The following is an 18,992-nucleotide window of genomic DNA, read 5'->3' as shown; positions in this document are numbered from 1 at the left end:
AGTCCTTTCAGGGAACGGGGTACTTATACACAACAACAGGGCACCCGAAGGGCAGGGCGGTCAGGTCCGCCATGGCCGAGGGCAGGTCCGTGAAGTCAACGCGCGGCCCGACCAGAAGGTCCAGGACGGGATCGGTCAGCAGCGACAGGGCCTTGTCCAGCCGCCGCGACAGGGTCCAGCGCGGGCGAAAGCCCGGCGACACCTTACCCACCTGGGAGGAGATGATGCGGTGCCGTCCGGCATGGAACCCGCCGCCCAGCGCCACCGTCACGGGCCGGTCGCCATACCAGGACGCCTCCACAATGGTGGCCTCCATCCCGGCCAGGCGCAGGGCGGTAGCAAGGCCGCTTTCCGTGGCGCTGGCATGGATGATCAGATCGCAATCCCCGCCATCGGCCTGATCCGGCGTCGCGAAGCCCGCCCCGAAGGCGCGGGCCAGTTCGGCGCGGGCCGGGTCGATATCAATCAGGGTCACCTCCGCCCCCGGCATGCGCGCCGCCAGATAGGTTACCAGACCGCCGACAATGCCCCCACCGACCACAGCGATGCGCTGTCCGGGGGCCGCCCCGCCATCCCACAGGATGTTCAGTGCTGTCTCCATATTGGCGGCCAGGATGGCGCGGTCGGTGGGCACCGCGTCGGGCACCGGCCTGCACCCCTCCACCGGGATCACCGACACATCCTGATGCGGGTGCAGGGAGAAAACCCGCCGTCCCTTCAGGTTAGCCGGCCCATACTCCGCAATCCCGACCAGGGCATAGCCATATTTCACCGGCCCCGGAAAATCCCCCTCCTGGAACGGACAGCGCATCACGGGATGCAATTCCTCCGGCACCCCGCCCCGGAAGACCAGCCCCTCCGTCCCCCGGCTGATGCCGCTGACCAGCGCGCGGACCAGGACGTCACCGGCCATGGGCTCGGGCAGTTCCTGCTGGCACAGTGCCCCCTTGCCGGGGGCCAGCGTCCAGAAGGCGGTGGCGCGGTCGGGCAATTGCGTCATGTGCTTTCACGCTCCATGAACGGGATGGCGCAGCATAGGATGGATGGGGCGGTGGTATAAGGCCGGTTGGTCATGCCTATCCGTCATATTCCGCCTTCAGCGCGGACGGGGTAGCCGGGGCGCAGTCGAAGTCGCGTGTTTTCACGACGATCCTGCCACCGGCGGCGGTCACGACCTGTTCGGTGCGCAGAACCGCACCCTTGTCACCGCAGGCGGACTGGATGCGCGTTACCGGTCCGCCGCGTTCACGCAACGCCACCCAGATGTCGCGCGGCAGCACCAGCACCCGGTCGGGCCGCCCGGTGGAGCGCAGAAAGCCCAGCTTCCCCCCACCAGGCCGACAGCAGCATACAGCCCCCGACCCGATGGCCCCGTTTCGGTACGGATCAGGAATTCCTGGGGCTTGCCGTCGCGATCATAATCATCCAGGTCCAGAACGGTGGCGGGCGGACGTTCCTTGACGGCGCGCAGAAAGGCACCCTCATCCTCCAGCCAGCGTTCATAATCATCGTCGCGCGCCGCATGGCGGGGCAGAAGGGACCAGCCATCGGTCCAGCCATCGCCCATGCCCTTGAAGGCCGGGGCCGGATCAAACTGATCCACCACGGCCCCATCGCGCAACCGGCGCAGCAGCAGGCGGCCCGCCTGACCACGGGCGAAGGCGGCGCAGGCCGGGGTCATGGCCACTTCCGGGCTCACCGCCTCGCAATAATCACGCACGGGACCGACCCAGGCCAGTTGCCAGACCTCCTGCCCGCCATCGACGGCGACCTTGCGTTCCTCGCGGATGGTCAGGTCGGCTTGCGCGGATGCGGGTCCTGCCAGGGCCAAAAGGGTGGCCAGGGCGAGCGCTCTACGGGTCCATGGCGTCATTGGCGGCCCTCGCATCAGTGGGGGCGGGAAGGGATATCTATCTCTTTTACCCCAACGCCTCGTTGAAATCATCCAGCAGCGCCGCAATTCGACCACCATCGGTCTGGCCCATGATCATGCCGGCCCGCCGCGTCGCCTCCCGCAGGTCCAGCCCGCGTACCCGCCGCTTCACCAGCGGCAGGTTACCCGGCGCCATCGACAGTTCCCGCACACCCAGCCCCAGCAACAAGGCGGCATAGCGCGGGTCGCCCGCCATTTCGCCACAGACGGAAACGGGAATGCCGGCCCGCGCCGCCGCCTGCACCGTGAACTGCACCAGACGCAGCACGGCCGGGTGCAGCGGGTCATAGAGATAGGCCACCTGTTCATCGCCACGGTCGATGGCCAGGGTGTACTGGATCAGATCGTTGGTGCCGATGGCGAAGAAGTCGGAAACGCTGGCCAGACTGTCGGCGGCGAGTGCTGCCCCCGGTATCTCGATCATGGCACCCAGGGGCGGCAACGGGTCGGCGATGGCATGACCCCGGCGCAGCAGGCGGCGGGCCACGGCGCGCATCAGTTCCCGCACCTTGCGCATTTCCGATGGGTTGCTGATCATCGGCACCAGAATGCGGATGGGCCCATGGGCCCCGGCCCGCAGCATGGCGGCCAGCTGTGTCTCCAGCAGCTTTGGTTCCTTCAGACCCAGGCGGATGGCGCGCAGGCCCAGGGCCGGGTTAGCCGGAGTCGCAAACCGGTCCGCCAGCGCCCCCGCCAGCTTTTCCCCGCCCACATCCAGGGTGCGGGCGGTGACGGGCCGGCCTTCCATGGCGATGATCAGGTCGCGCAGCTCCTGATACTGCTCCTCCTCGCCCGGCAGATCGTCGCGGTTCATATACATGAATTCGGTCCGCAGCAGGCCAACCCCCGCCGCCCCGGCATCCCGCGCGCTCTCCATCTCGCGCGGCAGTTCCAGATTGGCGTTCAGGGTCAGTTCGGTGCCGTCGCGGGTGATGGCGGGCAGACCGGCCAGCGCCTTCAACTGTTCGCGTTCGGCCTTCCACAGGGCCTGACGCTGCCGGTAATCGGCCAGCACATCTTCTGACGGGTTGATCAGCACGCGACCCGCGCGCCCATCCACCACCACCAGATCGCCCGTCTCCACCCCCTGCAACAGGCCAGCAGCGCCCAGCACAGCGGGCAGCGAGAGCGAGCGGGCCATGATGGCCGTATGCCCTTCCGCTCCACCCAGGACGGTGGCAAAGCCGCCGATGCGGCGCGGGTCCAGAAGGGCCGTGTCGGCGGGCGACAATTCCTCGGCCAGGATGATGGCACCGTCGGGCAGGCGGGAGAAGGCCTGATAGGGCGTTTCCATCAGATTGCGGATCAGGCGGCGTCCCACCTCCCGCACATCGGCCACACGGGCGGCCAGATAGGCGTCATCCATGGCGGCAAAGCTTTGCGCCAGGACCGCGATCTCCTGCTGGACTGCCGATTCGGCATTCAGACGTTCGGCCCTGATCCGGCGTTCCACGCCCCGGATCAGGCGTGACCCCGTCAGCATGGCCTGATGCGCGTCCAGCAGGATGGCCACATCAGCGGCGGCATCGGCGGGCAGGGTTCCGGCCTTGGATTTAAGCTTGCCCAACTGCCGGCGCGCCTTCTCGGCGGCGGTGTGGAATCGGGCCACCTCGTCCGCCACCGCTGTTTCGGCGACATTATATTCGGGCACCTGGATGGCACCCGCCTCCATGACATGGGCGGGACCGATGGCGATGCCGGGCGATACGCCCAGGCCGCGCAAGGTCCGTTCAGCCGTGGGTCCGGCTTCCGCGCCTGTCAGGCCCGGCTGCTGTCGCGTGGTCATGGGCGGCTACTCCCCGAACTTTGTTCTTTTTCACTCTTCGCCGAACTTATCGTCCACCAGCTTGGTCAGCGCGTCCATCACCTCGCGCGCCTGCGGGCCGGCGGTGCGGATATCGATGGTGGTGTCGATGCTGGCGGCCAGCATCATCAGGCCCATGATCGACACGCCCGACACGATATTGTCGGCGCGCTCCACCTCCACCATCGCGTCGAAATCACCGGCCAGCTTCACGAACTTGGCAGCGGCGCGGGCATGCAGGCCGCGGCGGTTGCGGATGGTGACGGTGCGGGACAGCGCGTCGGGCGGTAAAAGGCTTTCGCTCATCAGGGGTCTGGTTCCGAGGTGAAAAGTTCAGCCGTCCGACAGCAGGGCGGAGGCGACGTTGATATATTTGCGGCCCGCCTCCTGGGCGGCGGCGACGGCACTTTTCAGGTCGGCACCCGTCTTGCGGATGGAGGCCAGCTTGATCAGCATGGGCAGGTTCATGCCGGCGATCACCTCCACCCTGGCGCGGTCCATGATGGAGATGGCCAGATTGGACGGCGTGCCGCCGAACATGTCGGTCAACACCACGACGCCATCACCGGCATCGCATTTGGCGACATCGGCAAGAATGTCGTTGCGGCGCTGTTCCATGTCGTCTTCCGGCCCGATGCAGACGGCGCAGACCTGTTTCTGCGGGCCGACCACATGCTCCATGGCGGCAATGAACTCCACGGCAAGGTTGCCATGGGTAACAAGGACCAAGCCAATCATGCGCTTTCCCTCAGGTTTGTGCCGGCGGCCGCCCGATCTTCGGGGACGGGCGGTGCCTGCTCCTTGCGGTCGAGATCGCGATGCGCCTCGCCCACCTTGTATCCCCGCTCCTTCAGCCAGTTGGCCAGGAGATGGGTGGTGAAGACCGACCGGTGACGGCCGCCGGTGCAGCCGACCGCGATGGTCAGGTAATGCTTGCCCTCCCGCACATAGCGGGGCAGCAAGGGTTCCAGAAGCCGCGTCAGATTGCCGAAGAATTCCGGCCAGTCGGGATCGCGGGTGATGTAATCGGCCACCGGCTGGTCCAGCCCTGTCAGGGGGCGGGTGACCGGGTCCCAATGCGGATTATCCAGGAACCGCACGTCGAAGACCAGATCGGCCTCACGCGGGACGCCATGGCGATAGGCAAAGCTGGTGACGAAGATCGACAGACCCGGCCCGCCATCCAGCCGGAACAGGCCCGTCAGATGCCGGCGCGTGTCATGGACGGAGAAATTGGTGGTGTCCACCACCTCGTCCGCCGCCTCGCGCAGCGGCTGCATCAGGACGCGTTCAGTAGCAATCCCGTCCAGAACGGGCCGGTCGGCCGCCATCGGGTGGGGCCGGCGTGTTTCGGTATAGCGCCGCTGCAGGGCATCGGCATGGGCATCCATGAACAGCAGCCGCATACGCAGGTCGGGTCGGGCGCGCAGTTCCGATATCTGGGCCAGCAGGGTCTGGGCGTTGAAATCGCGGGTGCGGCTGTCGATACCGATCACCAGGGGCCGGTCATGCGGCTGGCTGACCAGCGGCTGTAACAGCGACAGGCGCAGATTATCCACCGCCTCATAGCCCAGATCTTCCAGGCATTTCATGGCCGTGGACAGACCGCCGCCTGACATGCCGGTGGCAACCACGATGGGCAGGCGGCCATCAGGGCCAAAAGCGCTGGTCTCGCTCATGCCCGGCCCCCTTGCGCGCTTTGGGCGGCAGCAGCCGCCAGCCCGCGCCAGGCGCTTTCCCCCGGCACCAGCGGCCAGCCGCGCGCCAGGGCCGCCATGGCCAGGCGCAGCTTGGCCGGGGCGGAGACATGAAACGGGTTCAGGCGGATGCGGGGCAGGGCGACGCCGGCAATGATCTCAAACCCCGGATCGGGCAACCGTTCCTCGTCCGCGCTCAAATCCACGATCAGGGCCACGGGTGCGGCCTCAATGGCGGGCACCGGCAGCACGCCCAGGCCCCGTACCTCCATCAGCCCCGCGATGGGCTGTGGGCAACGGGCGATCAGCCCGCCCTTGCTGTCAGACAACAGGTCGACCCGGTCATCAGCCACCAGCCGCGCACCTTCATCGACCAGACGCAGGGCCAGATCGGACTTGCCCGCCCCCGACGGCCCCCGCAGCAGCAGGGCCGTTCCGTCAATGGCGACACAGCTTGCATGTATCTGGACCATGATCACCAACACATGGGATCAGACGTCCGTGCGGGCAACATCCCGCCACCCATCCACGCCATGTTCCGCCATCCCGGCCATCCCGCCCGATTTCGACTGGAGCAACCTTCTTAGCAAACGCGGGAGCGGGGAGCGAGGGTAATCGGTGGTCAGACGGTCAGCACCGCCACACCGGCCTGCTGCGCCGCCTTTGCCAGTTCTCGGTCGAATGTGGCCAGCGGTAGGCGTTCCCGCACCGCCAACTCCAGATAGGCGGCGTCATATGCTGTCAACCTGTGCTCTCGGACCAATGACAAAATCGCAGCTTGATCCGGGCTTTGATCAACCTCGATATCAAGTCCATGAAGCAGGGCCAGAAACTCGGCGGATGCGTCGGCGGACAGTCGCCCACGGCGCTCGTTCATTGCGATGATGTTCAGTATCTCGAACCACCATAGGGTGGGAACGACGGCATAATCCCGCGTCAAACGGCCCAGCACCTGCTGCGCCACCGCAGTGCTTTCATCCGTGAAGGCCCAACTGGCTGCCATGGAGGCATCAAGCACGAACGGCATCAGCCGCGCTGTCCTTCGCGTCGGTCCGAAACAAGTTCGTCGACTGGCACCGGGCCATGGCGCTGCCCAAAAGCCCGTAGTGCCTCAACCGCCCTGGCGGCGCGTTCCTGGCGATGGGCCGGTTCAGGAACCAGACGGGCGATGCGCCGACCATGCCGTGTGATGGCGACGGTTTCGCCACGCTCAACCGCGTCCAGAATCGCGGGAAGCTGGGATGTAGCGTCGGTGGACTGAATTTCACGCATGGCCGGTACTCCGTAGGGCACTGCCCTTTCAGTCAGTAAAGGTTGGGCCCATTCGATGTGCTGGTCAACCCTGTCGGGGCAGACTGGCCCCTTCGCCCTTCCCCCCGCCGCCCGCACCCCGTATCAGTATCGGCGCATCTTCCCCACGCTTGCGGGCCTGATCTTGACCGAACTGCTGACCACCGACCTTCTGGTCTTCCTGGCCTGTGCCGCGTTGCTGGCCGGCTTTGTCGATGCCATTGCCGGTGGGGGTGGGTTGATCACCATTCCGGCCCTGCTGTCCACGGGCATTCCGCCGGCGGCGGCACTGGCCACCAACAAATTGCAGGGCAGTTTTGGTACCGCCATGGCCACGATCACCTTCTGGCGGGCGGGACAGATCGAACTGAAATCCATGGCCTTCACTGTGGCCTGTGTCTTTGCCGGGTCGGCCACGGGCACCATGGTGGTGCGGATGACGGGAACCGGCTTCATGACAGCGGTGATCCCCGTCCTGCTGGTCGCCATCGCCGTATATTTCCTTCTCAGCCCGCGGGTGGGCGATATGGAGGCCAAGGCCCGCATGACCCTGCCAGCCTTCAGCCTGACCATCGGCTTCGCGGTCGGCTTCTATGACGGGTTCTTCGGGCCGGGCACGGGCAGCTTTTTCGCGCTGGGCTGTGTAGCGCTGCTGGGCATGAACATGCGCCGCGCCACGGCCAATACCAAGTTGCTGAATTTCACCAGCAACGTCGTCAGCCTGGGCGTCTTCGCGCTGGGCGGGCAGATCGTCTGGAAGGCGGGCCTGATCATGGCGGTGGCACAGGTGATCGGCGCCTGGGCCGGCAGCCACGCCGCCATGCGCTTTGGGGCAAAACTGGTGCGTCCATTGCTGGTCATTGTCTGTCTGGGTATGACCATCCGATTGGTGGCGCAGCCCAACCACCCTCTGTATCTTCTGCTCCGCGACCTGTTTGCCGCCTGAGGAAGCCCTTCATGCTGGACCTGACCGACAGTCAGATCGACCGCTACGCCCGCCACATCATGCTGCGCGAGGTGGGCGGGGAGGGGCAGTCGAAGCTTCTGTCATCCTCCGCACTGATCGTTGGCGCGGGCGGTTTAGGCGCGCCGATGCTGCTGTATCTGGCCGCCGCCGGGGTGGGGCGCATCGGGATTGTCGATGATGATGTCGTCGATCTGTCGAACCTGCAGCGTCAGGTGATCCACGATACCGCCGGCATCGGCATGCCCAAGGTGGACAGTGCGGCGGCCCGCATCGCCGCCATCAACCCGGATGTGAAGGTGGAGATCCATAAGACCCGCCTGAACCGGTCCAACGTGCTGGACATCATCGCCGGTTACGATGTCGTAGCCGACGGGACCGACAATTTCGCGACCCGTTTTCTGTTGAACGATGCCTGCTATCTGGCCGGCAAAACACTGGTCAGTGCGGCCATGCTGCGTTTTGACGGGCAGCTTTCCACCTTCAAGGGGCATTGCGGTGACCCGCACCCCTGTTACCGCTGTATCTTCCGTGAACCACCACCGCCCGGCATGATCCCCTCCTGCTCCGAAGGCGGGGTTCTGGGTGCCCTGGCGGGAACAATGGGGAGCCTTCAGGCCGTTGAGGTGTTGAAGGAATTGCTGGGCATCGGCGATAGCCTCTCGGGCCGCCTGCTGATGTATTCGGCGCTGGAGACGGGGTTCCGCACCGTGAAAATCCGCCGCGACCCGGATTGCCCGGTCTGCGGCACGCATCCGACCTACATCGACCTGTCTCATCATCAGTGAAACCACGGCGGGAGCGTCTGAATGTCCGACGGTAAATGGGGTCTGGTGCTGGTGATCCAGTCCGGTGGCTATGACCGTGTGCATTACGCCTTGGTCACCGCCGCCGCCGCCGTGGCCACGGGCAGGCCCGTGACACTGTTCTTCACAGGCCGCGCCCTGCCGGCCCTGATGGCGCGGGAGGGGTGGAAACGCCTGGATTTCTCTGACGATGGCACCAGCCCGGAGGCGCGTGACGATACGCTGGCCCATCGCGGCGTGGGCACGTTCGACGAATTGCTGACCGCCTGTGCCGAGCTGGGTGTGGCGTTCCTGGCCTGTGAAATGGGCTGGCGCGCGCTGGGCATCCGCGAGCCGGTGCTGCGTCCTGACCTGAATGTGGAAACGACGGGCATGGTCACCCTGCTGGGTCAGGTGCGGCCCGGCGATCAGATGCTGTTTGTGTGAAAGGGGGCGGGTGGTGGCACCGCCCCCCCAACACCTTACGGCGGTGTCGGGCCAACATTGGTGGCCAAGCGCAGGATCTCCTGCGGGATGTCGTCGGCGGGCAGGTTGACCTGCACCAGCCAGACGGAATCCAGATCGGCCTTCACTGTCGACAAGGCGCTCTCCAGCTCCGTCAGGGTCGTCACCGCCACGCCCTTGGCCCCCAGCGCCACCGCCAGCCCGGCATAATCCCAGCGGGGAATGACATTGAACGGATTGAAGGGCTGGCCCTCGGTATAGGCCTTGTCGTTGGTCAGGGCCTGTTCGATGCCATAGATGGTGTTGGCCATGACAAAGATGATGGGATTGCGCTTATAGACGGCCATGGTGCTGACCGTCTGCGCCACCATCTGGAACCCGCCATCGCCGGCAAAGACCACGGGCCGCGCATCGGGTGCCGCCACCGACAGGCCCAGGGCCGCCGCCGAGGCATAGCCGATGCTGCCCCAGGCCGCCTCTGACACAAAGCCATTGGCGCGGTTCACGGGGATGTTGCAACTGACATACATGCTGCTGCTTTCATCGGGCACCAGGGTCATGTCGGCTTCGACCCAGGTCAGCATGCGCTGGAAGAAGCGGGCATAAGTGATGACATCCGGCGGGAAGGGCTTGAAATCCGGATCAATGACGGCGAGACCCTTCACGGCCCAGGGTTCGCGCTTGCCCGCGCCCTTCAGCGCGATGGACAGGGCCTCAATGAAGGCCGTCAGCGGCACCTGGAAATAATAGGCCTCGCCCACCCGCACCGTGCTGTCATAGGCCACCACCATCTGGCGGAAATCCTTGCCCACGAAGCCTTCATAATCATCGGTCAGCAGGTCGCCCGTCACCACCACCAGATCGGACAGATCGACGGTGTTATAGGTGGAATAATCCGATGACGGCCCCGTATAGGTGCCGATGAAGCCCGGATGGGTTTCGGCCAGCACGCTTTTGGCCAGCAGACTGGTGACATAGGGGATGCCCGTCTGATCGACCAGACCCGCGAACCCGCTTTGCAGGCCGTAGCGCTGCACCTCGATCCCGCCCCAGAACAGGGGCTTGGCGGCGGCCTTGATCAGGCTGGCCACATGCGCAGCGGCGGCGTCCACGGCATCCTGATCAACGGGCAGGGGCGGGATGATCAGCGGCTTTTCTGGCTTCGCGCAGGGCGCATCCCACAGCTGCCGCCAGATTTCGATATAGACGGGGCGCTTTTCCGACAGGGCGGCCCCCAGCGCGCCATCGATCATGGAAGGGGCCTCCGCGGCGTCACTGATGATGATGGCTTCGGCCGTGATGTCCTCATACGCGTTGCGGTCGGCCTCATAATTGCCCGTCGCATGATGCAGCAGGATCTTGTAGCTGCGGGCGAAGGGCCGGTCGGCGCTGCCGGTGCCGGGGCTGCCGGAAATGGCGACCGTCGGCACACGCTCCACATAGGAACCGGCCACCGGATTGATCAGGGAGAAGGCGCCCACGCCATAGGTGACGGCAGCGCAGGAGATGCCGTTGATGCGGCCATAGGCATCGGCGGCATATCCCGCCTCCAGCTCTGACCGGCAGCCCAGGCGGTTCAGCTGTGACCCGACATTGCGGGCCTTGTCATCGATATAGTCGAACCAGCGGGCGACATAATCGCCCGGTACCGTGAAGACATCGCGCAGGCCGGCCTCATGCAGGCGCTGGATCAGATAGTCGGAAACGGTGAATTCAATGGGAAGTGCGGACATGGGTGCCATCTCCCTTGGGAAAACCTTAGGGTCGGATCGGGTCAGGGGGGGTGCCCGCAGAGCCGGGCACCCCTGTTCTGCAAGGCGGCTTACGGCCCCAGGACGGCGGCCTTCTGATCCTTCAGGTGCGCCAGATAGGTGGGCCAGGGCAGGTCGAACTTCTCCAGCAGCACATGTTCGGCGGTCTGCAAACAGCCCTCGACCCAGCCCTGATTGTTGGAATAGGCCTCACCACAGATGAAGACGCGGTCTTTCAGCACCGGCTGACGGATGGCGGGCATCAGCTTGTCGTAGCGGAAACCCGCCTTCCATTCGTGCCAGCCGCCGCCATACGGGTCGCCCGACCAATCGTGATAGATGGCCGAATAGGGCTGATCGACATCGACCAGACCATGGACCGCCAGGATCTGCGAATGCGCGCTGGAGACCATGGCGTCGGTGGCGATGCATTCGGCCAGCGGGATGGGCGTGCCTTCCTCACCCGACCCGGACCTTTCCTTATCCACACCCTTCACCCCCTCGGGCAGGCGGCCCAGGAAGGGGGCGCCCTTTTCCAGACCCTTCCAGAAGGGAACGGTGGTGATGTCGTTATAGGAGGCCATCAGCAGGGAGCGGGTATTGCCCTTTTCCCCATGCGGCTGATCCTCTTCCGTCCCGAAATAATAAATCTGGCGCACGGGCAGGTCGGTGATGGAACGGCCCGCCACCAGGCCCTGCGCCTCCCACCAGGGATAATCATAGGCCAGCAGCAGCTTGAACGCGTCCTGGATCAGCACCGAATCGACCATGGCCTTAACGTCGGGCTTCTTCCATTCCACCCATTCGATCAGTTCCAGCGACCGGCGCGGCAGGGCCAGGATGATATCCTTGGCCTTCACGATGGTGGGTTCTACCCCTTCCTTGTCGCGCGTCACCTCGCGCAGGCCGCCGAGGTCGGCATAGACAAGCTGGGTTTCCGTTTCGACCACGGTCAGGCTGTAAACGCCGTCCTCGCCCCGTTCGATACGCGAAATCCGGCTGTTCATGCGGATGTCGGTGCCCTGCTTGCCCGCCTGTTCGGCCAAAGTCAGGGGCAGACGCTGGTACCCGCCGGTAATGGCCTTGAAGCCACTGGTATTGGCATATTCGGTGGCCGGCAGCTGGGCCACGGCATTGGCATTGGCGACATTCGCGTCATAGCCGCCGGCATCCTTCATGAACTGATAGGCTTCCGACGACAGGGTCTGGCTCATCAGGTTCCAGAAACCGTAGGTGTAGAGCGGATGCCCGAACACCGTAGTTTCCATCAGCGCATCCAGCGAATTGCGCTTGTTCTTGGGCACCAGCAGATCGAAGGCGAAGACCTGCAGGTCATTCACACTCTTGCCGCGTTCGTTCCAGGACAGGTTGTAGGGCACCTTGTCCGGGTCCGACTGCTCCTTCATCTTCAGGTGCTTGCCGCGCAGGAAGAAGATATTGTCCTTTTCGCCGATGGGCTGCCCATCGGGACCCGGCTTGGGATTGCCCATCAGGAAGACATGCGAGGGCAGGCCCAGCGCGTCGATCAGGTTGCTGACCATCGGCTGGTTAGAGGCATCGTCATCTTCGCTGGGCGGGATATAGCGCATGCCACCCAGTTCGGCGGCGATGTTGGGCATGCCGGGGATGGTCTTGGTGTAAAGCCGACCACCGATCCGGTCGCTATATTCAAACATCGCCACCTTGGCCCCCGTAATCCCCTGATCCCCCGTCAGGCGCCAGGCGCAATAGGTGCCGGTCACGCCGCCACCGACAATCGCTATATCCAGGATATCGCTCATTCCCATCCCCTCCGCTCCGGCTGGTGGGCGCAGGGTGGACCGGGTTGGCCGCCATGCGCTTGCAAGAATGGAGAGAGACTAATGACAGGTCGTATGACCGGCAAATGATTTACTCGTTAACATTGCATAGTGCATATTTTGAATATTTATATATTCGCTGTAGTGATGCTGCCTTTGGATGACCAAAGGTTACCGGGGCGGCAGCACCGGATCAGCCGCCGCCCCGACAGCCATCACGGCATCATGGCGTCCAGTGCCAGGTTCAGGCGCAGAACATTGACGCGCGGTTCCCCGATCAGGCCCAGCAGGCGTCCTTCCGTCTGCTGATCCACCAGGGCCTGCAGACGGGCGGGGTCAAGACCGCGGGCCGCCGCCACGCGAGCCACCTGGAAACGGGCGGCCGCCGGGCTGATATGCGGGTCCAGGCCGCTGCCTGACGCTGTCACCAGATCGCCGGGAACCGGGGCGGTGGCGGTGGCACCCAGGCGGGCGGCATCGGCCTTCACCCTTTCCGACAGGGCGGCAGCGGTGGGGCCCAGGTTGGACCCGCCCGACGCGGCAGCGTCATACCCGGCCCCCGCCGCCGACGGGCGGGGATGAAAATACCGCTCCCCCGTAAAGGCCTGACCGATCAGGTCGGACCCCAGGACCGATCCGTCGGGCCGGCGGATCAGGCTTCCCTCTGCCTGATGCGGGAACAGGGCCTGACCGGCACCGGTGACCAGCAGCGGATAGCCAACCCCGCAGACCAGGGTGAACAAAACCAGCAGTACCAGGGCTGGACGCAGTTGTTTCAGCATGATGAGAACTCCTTACGCCAGACCAAGGGCCGTGACGCCCATATCGATCAGCTTGATGCCGGCAAACGGCACCAGCAGCCCGCCCAACCCATAGATCAGCAGATTGCGTGACAGCTGACCCGCCGCAGGGCGCGGACGATAGGCCACCCCCTTCAGGGCCAGCGGGATCAGGGCGATGATGATCAGCGCGTTGAAGATGATGGCCGACAGGATGGCCGATTGCGGCGTCGCCAGCCCCATGACATTCAGGGCACCCAGCGCCGGATAAAGCCCCGCAAACATCGCCGGGATGATGGCGAAATATTTCGCCACATCATTGGCGATGGAGAAGGTGGTCAGGCTGCCGCGTGTCATCAGCAGCTGTTTGCCGATGGACACAATCTCGATCAGCTTGGTCGGATCACTGTCCAGATCCACCATGTTCCCGGCCTCACGCGCGGCCTGGGTCCCGGTATTCATGGCGACACCAACATCGGCCTGGGCCAGGGCCGGCGCGTCGTTGGTGCCGTCACCACACATGGCGACCAGACGCCCATCGGCCTGTTCGCGGCGGATCAGGTTCAACTTATCCTCCGGCGTGGCCTGGGCCAGGAAATCATCCACGCCGGCTTCCGCCGCGATGGCCGCCGCCGTCAGGGGATTGTCGCCGGTGATCATCACGGTCCGGATGCCCATGCGGCGCAGTTCAGCGAACCGGTCGCGGATACCGCCCTTGATGATGTCCTTCAGATGCACGATGCCCAGCACCCGGTCACCGCGCGCCACGGCCAGCGGCGTGCCGCCGGCCTTGGCAATACGTTCGGCCAGCGCGTCCAGTTCCGGCATCTTCACCGACCCCGTGCCGCGCAGGGCCGCGACATGGCGCAGGACGGCATCCACGGCCCCCTTGCGGATCTGCACACCGTCAATATCGACACCACTCATCCGCGTCTGGGCCGCAAAAGGCACGAACCGCACCTGCTGACCCGTCACCTCCGTCTGGCGCAGGCCATGGCGGTCCTTGGCCAGGACGACGATGGACCGGCCTTCCGGCGTTTCGTCCGACAGGCTGGACAATTGCGCTGCCGCCGCCAGTTCCCGCTCCGTCACCCCGGTCAGGGACAGGAATTCGGTGGCGTGTCGGTTGCCCAGGGTGATCGTCCCCGTCTTGTCCAGCAGCAGCGTATCGACATCACCCGCCGCCTCCACCGCCCGGCCCGAGGTTGCCAGCACATTGAACCGCACCAGCCGGTCCATGCCGGCAATACCGATGGCCGACAGCAAGGCCCCGATGGTGGTGGGGATCAGGGTGACGAACAGGGCCACCAGCACGATGACCGGCACCGACCCACCGGCATAGGCGGCCATGCCCGGAATGGTGGCGACCACCAGCAGGAAGATCAGCGACAGGCCGACCAGCAGCAGGTTCAGCGCGATCTCATTGGGCGTCTTCTGCCGTTCCGCCCCTTCGACCAGGGCAATCATGCGGTCCAGAAAGGTGGACCCCTGCGCCGCCGTGATGCGCACCACAATCTGGTCCGACAGGACCCGGGTGCCGCCCGTCACAGCGGACCGGTCGCCACCGCTTTCGCGGATCACCGGCGCGCTTTCGCCCGTGATGGCGCTTTCATCAACAGTGGCGATGCCCACCACCACCTCCCCGTCACCGGGGATCAGGTCACCCGCCGCGACCAGCACATGGTCGCCGATGACAAGGCTGGCAGCGGGAACCGTTACCGTATCGGCGTCAGGATCAGGGCCGGGCAGCTTGCGGGCCACGGTTTCGGTGCGGGCCCGGCGCAGGCTGGCTGCCTGAGCCTTGCCGCGCCCCTCCGCCACCGCCTCGGCAAAGTTGGCGAACAGCACCGTGAACCACAGCCACAGCACGATCTGAACCGAGAAACCCGTCTGCGCCCCGCCGCTGACCAGATCACGCAGCAGCAGCACACTGGCCAGCATCGCCACCACGGCCACCAGAAAGATGACGGGGTTACGGATCAGCAGGGCGGGGTTCAGCTTGGCATAGCTGGCCCGGACCGCCGGCCACAGAATGTCAGGGTCAAGGAAAGATGCGGTGGCCAGGCGTTTATTGCCCTGGCCCGTCGCCATGTCTTGATGTCGCATGGTTACTCTCCGGTCGCTCAGGACGTCACAGCATTGGTCAGCATCAGATGCTCGACCACGGGACCCAGCGACAAAGCGGGGAAATAGGTGAGGCCACCCACGATCAGGATGACGGCGACCAGCAGGCCGACAAACAATCCGCCCGTGGTGGGGAAGGTGCCCGCCGAGGGCGGAGCGGCCTTCTTCGCGGCCAGCGATCCGGCAATGGCCAGCATGGGCACGATGATGAAGAACCGGCCCACGAACATAGCGATGCCCAGCGTCACCGTGTACCAGCCGTTGGACGCCGTCAGCCCGGCAAAGGCGCTGCCATTATTGGCCGCGGCTGAGGTGTAGGCGTAGAACACCTCTGAGAAGCCATGCGGCCCGGCATCCTGAATACCCGACAGGCCGGCGGGCAACACCAGGGCGATGGCGTTGAAAATCAGGATCATGGACGGCATGGCCAGGATCGACAGCACGGTCAGCTTGATCTCGCGTGCTTCCAGCTTCTTGCCGACATATTCGGGCGACCGCCCCACCATCAGGCCCGCCACGAACAGGGTGATAATGGCCATCAGCAGCATGCCGTACAGTCCGGCCCCCACGCCGCCTACAATGATCTCGCCCAGCACCATGTTGATCATCGGCACCAGACCGCCCAGGGCCATGAAACTGTCATGCATGGCATTGACGGCCCCGCAGGAGGCGGCGGTGGTGATAGTGGCGAACAGGGCGGACATGGCGGTGCCGAACCGCACCTCCTTGCCCTCCATATTGCCCAGCGTCTGATCGACATGGAACCCGGTCAGCAGCGGATTGCCGCCGGCTTCGGCCCAGTAAGCCAGGGCCACACCCGCGATGAACAGCACGCCCATGGCACCCAGCAGGGACCAGCCCTGACGCTCATCCCCCACCATCCGCCCGAACAGGTTGGTCAGGCCGGCACCAATGGCGAAGATCAGCAGCATCTGCACAAAGTTGGACAGGGCCGTCGGGTTTTCGAACGGATGGGCCGAATTGGCATTGAAGAAGCCGCCGCCATTGGTGCCCAGCATCTTGATGGCCAGCTGGCTGGCCACCGGGCCCTGGGCGATGGTCTGCTGCGCCCCCTCCAAAGTCGTCGCCACGGTATAAGCGTCAAAATTCTGCGGCACGCCCTGCCAGACGAAGAACAGGGCCGCGACGATGCTCAGCGGCAGCAGCAGATACAGCGTGGCCCGGGTCATGTCGGCCCAGAAATTGCCGATCTGTTTGGCCGACCGCGCCGCAAAGCCGCGCACCAGCGCCAGGGCCAGGGCGATGCCCGTCGCCGCCGACAGGAAATTCTGCACCGCCAGCCCGGCCATCTGGGTCAGGTAGGACATGGTGCTTTCACCGGCATAGGACTGCCAGTTGGTGTTGGTGACAAAGCTGATGGCCGTGTTGAAGGCCAGTTCCGGCCCCACGCCGGGCAGGCCCTGCGGGTTCAGGGGCAAGGCGCCCTGCCCGCGCTGCAGCGCATAGAGCAGCAGGGCGCCAGCGGCATTGAAGACCAGCATGGCCGTGACATAGGACAGCCAATGCTGCCCGCTGCGGGCATCCACCCCCGCCAGCCGGTAAAAGCCGGTCTCGACCGGCCCCAGGATGGGCGACAGAAATGTCCGCTCGCCCGCGAAAAGGCGCGTCATGTAGCCGCCCAGCGGCCGCGTCAACGCCAGAATGACCGCGCAGAACAGCGCGATCTGCATCCAACCGATAAGGGTCAAGGCTTGGCTCCGCTCAGTAGCGCTCAGGCCGGCACAGGACGTGAAACAGGTACAGGCCCAGCGAAACCGCCGTGACCAGCCCCAGGATCATGTCGATCATGGTCACAGCCCCTCACAGGCATGGGCAAAGCCCAGGCCCAGGGCGAACAGCCCCACAAGCAGCAGCGTCAGGATGATGTCTTGCATGGTTCCCACTCCAGCATGCCGGCCCCGAACGGGCGCGGCCATGCTGGATAAAGGGCCATGACGGCGCATAAAGGTTCGAGACGGGAAGCCAGGCGCAGACATTAAAATCCGTTTATGAGGATTCCCCCAGCCGCATGGTCGCCGTCACCCCCACCGCGTTGCGGAAGTCAGCATCATGGCTGACCAGGATCAGCGCCCCGTCAAAGGCGCGCAAAGCCTCCAGCAGGCAGGCACGCCCTTCCATATCCAGATGGTTGGCCGGTTCATCCAGCAGCAACAGCTGTGGCGGGGCCGTCCCGCCCAGGGCCGCGCAGAGATATGCCCGCACCCGCATACCGCCCGACAGCTGGCGCAGCGGCACCAGGGCGGCGTCGGCGCGAAAGCCGAACCGGGCCAGGGCCGCCCGGATCGCCCCTTCCCCCTGCCCCGCCTGCGCCGCGCGGACCAGTGACAGTGGCGTGTCATCCGATGCGGCGGCCAGCCGCTGATCCAGCCGGGCCAGACGCAGGCCCGGCGCCTGCATGATCGTCCCCGCATCAGGGGTCAGCACCCCGGTCAGACAATCCAGCAGACTGCTTTTCCCCACCCCGTTGGGTCCCGTCAGGGCGATGCGCGCCGGTCCCGCAATGTCAAACGACAGGTCCCGCCAAAGGGGCCGTCCGCCACGCGACAGGCACAGCCCGGCCACGCGCAGCAGAACCTTGCCGCCGGGCACCCGCGCGGAACCGATGGCCATGTCCAGCGGCGGCAGGGGTGGGGGCAGGCGGCGGCGCGCCTCATTCAGCGCGTGGTCCGCCGCTTCCCGCTGCCGCTCCCCCTTGATGCGGCGGGCCGATGCCGCCCGTTCGGCATTATCGCGCCGCATGCCCATCAGGATGGGCGCATTCGACCCGCGCGCCTTTTCCTGTTTGCCGGTCCTTGCCCGGCGGGCGGCCCTGGCCGCTTCCTCCTGCGTACTCGCCTGGGCCAGACGCGCCTGTTTGCCGGCATCGGCCAGGGCGCGCTCCGCCGCCTGCCGTTCAGCCGCCTTGGCCGCCAGCCAGCCCGGATAGCCGCCGCCATGGCTGCGCAGGCCCAGCGGCGACAGGTCCAGGATACGGTCGGCCAGCGACAGCAGCCCAACCTCATGACTGACCAGCAGCAACCCGCCACGCCAACGCCGGATCAGGTCGGCCAGCAGGCCACGCCCATCCGCATCCAGATCATTACCTGGTTCATCCAGGATCAGAAGGTCGGGACCGACCAACCGGATGGCGGCCAGCCGCAGCCGCGCCACCTGCCCGCCCGACAATCTGTCCAAGGGCAGGTTGTCGGGGAGGTCCGCCGGCAGGCCCAGGCGCGACAGCACACCGGGGCGGGCGGGGTCATCGCCGGGCAACACATCGCCCACCCGCTGCCCCGGCTCCGGCATCTGCGGCCAGTAGAAATGCCGGCCCCGCCGCGTCACATGCCCGCGCGACGACGACAACGCCCCCGTCAGCAGGCGCAGCAATGTCGTTTTGCCAACCCCGTTGCCACCCACCAGGGCGACCCGTTCATCAGCGATGGAAAGGGAAAGTTTGTCGATCAATGACCGATCGGCAGCGTGCGCGAAGCACAGCCCCTCGACCACAAGCCAATATGGCATGGATGAAACCCAGCTCAGACATAAGACGGCCCCGGAGGGGGCGGCGGTCAGATGTGCGGGTTCATATCCATGGGCGTCA

The 18,992-nt window shown here is 65.4% G+C and carries 20 protein-coding genes; 3 read left to right on the top strand and 17 right to left on the bottom strand.

Going from position 1 to position 18,992, the window contains the following annotated elements; translation table 11 throughout:
* Positions 1–7 precede the first annotated feature (7 nt).
* The 10 genes from ABC729_RS14545 to ABC729_RS14500 all read right to left on the bottom strand — a co-directional run bounded on the left by ABC729_RS14545 (position 8) and on the right by ABC729_RS14500 (position 6,706).
* Positions 8–1,000, bottom strand: a complete 993-nt coding sequence (locus ABC729_RS14545) for a zinc-dependent alcohol dehydrogenase (RefSeq protein ID WP_495608266.1) — start codon at positions 998–1,000, stop codon at positions 8–10.
* A 76-nt stretch (positions 1,001–1,076) separates the two neighbouring features.
* Positions 1,077–1,280: a hypothetical protein gene (locus tag ABC729_RS14540; protein ID WP_495608265.1), complete on the bottom strand. Its 204-nt coding sequence runs from the start codon at positions 1,278–1,280 to the stop codon at positions 1,077–1,079.
* The gene (locus tag ABC729_RS14535; RefSeq protein WP_495608264.1) at positions 1,229–1,873 is read right to left on the bottom strand and encodes a hypothetical protein; all 645 of its coding nucleotides are present in this window, start codon (positions 1,871–1,873) and stop codon (positions 1,229–1,231) included. The genes ABC729_RS14540 and ABC729_RS14535 overlap by 52 nt, the downstream gene beginning before the upstream one ends.
* 46 nt (positions 1,874–1,919) lie before the next feature.
* The gene (gene ptsP, locus ABC729_RS14530) at positions 1,920–3,719 is read right to left on the bottom strand and encodes a phosphoenolpyruvate--protein phosphotransferase (protein WP_495608263.1); all 1,800 of its coding nucleotides are present in this window, start codon (positions 3,717–3,719) and stop codon (positions 1,920–1,922) included.
* Between the two features lie 30 nt (positions 3,720–3,749).
* A complete protein-coding gene (locus ABC729_RS14525) occupies positions 3,750–4,043 on the bottom strand; it encodes an HPr family phosphocarrier protein (protein WP_495608262.1) in 294 nt (97 codons plus the stop codon).
* A 27-nt stretch (positions 4,044–4,070) separates the two neighbouring features.
* The gene (locus ABC729_RS14520) at positions 4,071–4,475 is read right to left on the bottom strand and encodes a PTS sugar transporter subunit IIA (protein ID WP_495608261.1); all 405 of its coding nucleotides are present in this window, start codon (positions 4,473–4,475) and stop codon (positions 4,071–4,073) included.
* Complete coding sequence (gene rapZ, locus ABC729_RS14515) at positions 4,472–5,416, bottom strand: RNase adapter RapZ (protein WP_495608260.1); 945 nt, start codon at positions 5,414–5,416, stop codon at positions 4,472–4,474. Before rapZ ends, ABC729_RS14520 begins: the two co-directional genes overlap by 4 nt.
* Complete coding sequence (locus tag ABC729_RS14510; protein ID WP_495608259.1) at positions 5,413–5,907, bottom strand: HPr kinase/phosphorylase; 495 nt, start codon at positions 5,905–5,907, stop codon at positions 5,413–5,415. The genes rapZ and ABC729_RS14510 overlap by 4 nt, the downstream gene beginning before the upstream one ends.
* 149 nt (positions 5,908–6,056) lie before the next feature.
* On the bottom strand, positions 6,057–6,461 hold the full coding sequence (locus ABC729_RS14505; protein WP_495608258.1) for a type II toxin-antitoxin system VapC family toxin: 405 nt from the start codon (positions 6,459–6,461) through the stop codon (positions 6,057–6,059).
* The gene (locus ABC729_RS14500; RefSeq protein WP_495608257.1) at positions 6,461–6,706 is read right to left on the bottom strand and encodes a type II toxin-antitoxin system Phd/YefM family antitoxin; all 246 of its coding nucleotides are present in this window, start codon (positions 6,704–6,706) and stop codon (positions 6,461–6,463) included. The genes ABC729_RS14505 and ABC729_RS14500 overlap by 1 nt, the downstream gene beginning before the upstream one ends.
* Before the next feature lie 55 nt (positions 6,707–6,761).
* Between ABC729_RS14500 and ABC729_RS14495 the strand changes: the two genes are divergently transcribed.
* The 3 genes from ABC729_RS14495 to ABC729_RS14485 are packed head-to-tail and all read left to right on the top strand — an operon-like array spanning position 6,762 to position 8,920.
* Positions 6,762–7,670, top strand: coding sequence for a TSUP family transporter (locus ABC729_RS14495; protein WP_495608256.1), 909 nt, complete (start codon positions 6,762–6,764; stop codon positions 7,668–7,670).
* Between the two features lie 14 nt (positions 7,671–7,684).
* The gene (locus ABC729_RS14490) at positions 7,685–8,476 is read left to right on the top strand and encodes a HesA/MoeB/ThiF family protein (protein ID WP_495608688.1); all 792 of its coding nucleotides are present in this window, start codon (positions 7,685–7,687) and stop codon (positions 8,474–8,476) included.
* A 21-nt stretch (positions 8,477–8,497) separates the two neighbouring features.
* Complete coding sequence (locus ABC729_RS14485) at positions 8,498–8,920, top strand: hypothetical protein (RefSeq protein ID WP_495608255.1); 423 nt, start codon at positions 8,498–8,500, stop codon at positions 8,918–8,920.
* A 35-nt stretch (positions 8,921–8,955) separates the two neighbouring features.
* Here the strand turns inward: ABC729_RS14485 and ABC729_RS14480 are convergent, their stop codons facing one another.
* From ABC729_RS14480 to ABC729_RS14450, 7 genes are all read right to left on the bottom strand, one after another.
* On the bottom strand, positions 8,956–10,671 hold the full coding sequence (locus ABC729_RS14480) for an alpha-keto acid decarboxylase family protein (RefSeq protein WP_495608254.1): 1,716 nt from the start codon (positions 10,669–10,671) through the stop codon (positions 8,956–8,958).
* 89 nt (positions 10,672–10,760) lie between these two features.
* Entirely contained in the window at positions 10,761–12,470 is a 1,710-nt protein-coding gene (locus tag ABC729_RS14475; protein ID WP_495608253.1) for a flavin monoamine oxidase family protein, read from the bottom strand.
* A gap of 233 nt (positions 12,471–12,703) precedes the next feature.
* Entirely contained in the window at positions 12,704–13,270 is a 567-nt protein-coding gene (kdpC, locus tag ABC729_RS14470; RefSeq protein WP_495608252.1) for a potassium-transporting ATPase subunit KdpC, read from the bottom strand.
* A 12-nt stretch (positions 13,271–13,282) separates the two neighbouring features.
* On the bottom strand, positions 13,283–15,373 hold the full coding sequence (kdpB, locus tag ABC729_RS14465; protein ID WP_495608251.1) for a potassium-transporting ATPase subunit KdpB: 2,091 nt from the start codon (positions 15,371–15,373) through the stop codon (positions 13,283–13,285).
* A 17-nt stretch (positions 15,374–15,390) separates the two neighbouring features.
* Positions 15,391–17,082: a potassium-transporting ATPase subunit KdpA gene (gene kdpA / locus ABC729_RS14460; RefSeq protein ID WP_495608687.1), complete on the bottom strand. Its 1,692-nt coding sequence runs from the start codon at positions 17,080–17,082 to the stop codon at positions 15,391–15,393.
* Between the two features lie 31 nt (positions 17,083–17,113).
* Positions 17,114–17,200, bottom strand: coding sequence for a potassium-transporting ATPase subunit F (locus ABC729_RS14455; RefSeq protein ID WP_495608686.1), 87 nt, complete (start codon positions 17,198–17,200; stop codon positions 17,114–17,116).
* A 198-nt stretch (positions 17,201–17,398) separates the two neighbouring features.
* On the bottom strand, positions 17,399–18,913 hold the full coding sequence (locus ABC729_RS14450) for an ATP-binding cassette domain-containing protein (RefSeq protein WP_495608250.1): 1,515 nt from the start codon (positions 18,911–18,913) through the stop codon (positions 17,399–17,401).
* Positions 18,914–18,992: the final 79 nt, after the last annotated feature.

Source organism: Niveispirillum sp. CC-CTL257, assembly GCF_059489915.1.
Note: the sequence above shows the minus strand (reverse complement) of the source record. Positions and strands in the feature narration are given on the sequence as shown.

Excerpts from the sequence above, each read along its gene's own strand:
- ABC729_RS14510 (WP_495608259.1), bottom strand. The coding sequence starts at position 5,907 with ATGGTCCAGATACATGCAAGCTGTGTCGCCATTGACGGAACGGCCCTG.
- ABC729_RS14500 (WP_495608257.1), bottom strand. The coding sequence starts at position 6,706 with ATGCGTGAAATTCAGTCCACCGACGCTACATCCCAGCTTCCCGCGATT.
- kdpB (WP_495608251.1), bottom strand. The coding sequence starts at position 15,373 with ATGCGACATCAAGACATGGCGACGGGCCAGGGCAATAAACGCCTGGCC.
- ABC729_RS14485 (WP_495608255.1), top strand. The coding sequence starts at position 8,498 with ATGTCCGACGGTAAATGGGGTCTGGTGCTGGTGATCCAGTCCGGTGGC.
- ABC729_RS14455 (WP_495608686.1), bottom strand. The coding sequence starts at position 17,200 with ATGATCGACATGATCCTGGGGCTGGTCACGGCGGTTTCGCTGGGCCTG.
- ABC729_RS14545 (WP_495608266.1), bottom strand. The coding sequence starts at position 1,000 with ATGACGCAATTGCCCGACCGCGCCACCGCCTTCTGGACGCTGGCCCCC.
- ABC729_RS14525 (WP_495608262.1), bottom strand. The coding sequence starts at position 4,043 with ATGAGCGAAAGCCTTTTACCGCCCGACGCGCTGTCCCGCACCGTCACC.
- ABC729_RS14475 (WP_495608253.1), bottom strand. The coding sequence starts at position 12,470 with ATGAGCGATATCCTGGATATAGCGATTGTCGGTGGCGGCGTGACCGGC.
- ABC729_RS14535 (WP_495608264.1), bottom strand. The coding sequence starts at position 1,873 with ATGACGCCATGGACCCGTAGAGCGCTCGCCCTGGCCACCCTTTTGGCC.
- ABC729_RS14450 (WP_495608250.1), bottom strand. The coding sequence starts at position 18,913 with ATGCCATATTGGCTTGTGGTCGAGGGGCTGTGCTTCGCGCACGCTGCC.
- ABC729_RS14505 (WP_495608258.1), bottom strand. The coding sequence starts at position 6,461 with ATGCCGTTCGTGCTTGATGCCTCCATGGCAGCCAGTTGGGCCTTCACG.
- ABC729_RS14520 (WP_495608261.1), bottom strand. The coding sequence starts at position 4,475 with ATGATTGGCTTGGTCCTTGTTACCCATGGCAACCTTGCCGTGGAGTTC.
- ABC729_RS14480 (WP_495608254.1), bottom strand. The coding sequence starts at position 10,671 with ATGTCCGCACTTCCCATTGAATTCACCGTTTCCGACTATCTGATCCAG.
- ABC729_RS14495 (WP_495608256.1), top strand. The coding sequence starts at position 6,762 with ATGTGCTGGTCAACCCTGTCGGGGCAGACTGGCCCCTTCGCCCTTCCC.
- kdpC (WP_495608252.1), bottom strand. The coding sequence starts at position 13,270 with ATGCTGAAACAACTGCGTCCAGCCCTGGTACTGCTGGTTTTGTTCACC.
- ptsP (WP_495608263.1), bottom strand. The coding sequence starts at position 3,719 with ATGACCACGCGACAGCAGCCGGGCCTGACAGGCGCGGAAGCCGGACCC.
- kdpA (WP_495608687.1), bottom strand. The coding sequence starts at position 17,082 with ATGCAGATCGCGCTGTTCTGCGCGGTCATTCTGGCGTTGACGCGGCCG.
- rapZ (WP_495608260.1), bottom strand. The coding sequence starts at position 5,416 with ATGAGCGAGACCAGCGCTTTTGGCCCTGATGGCCGCCTGCCCATCGTG.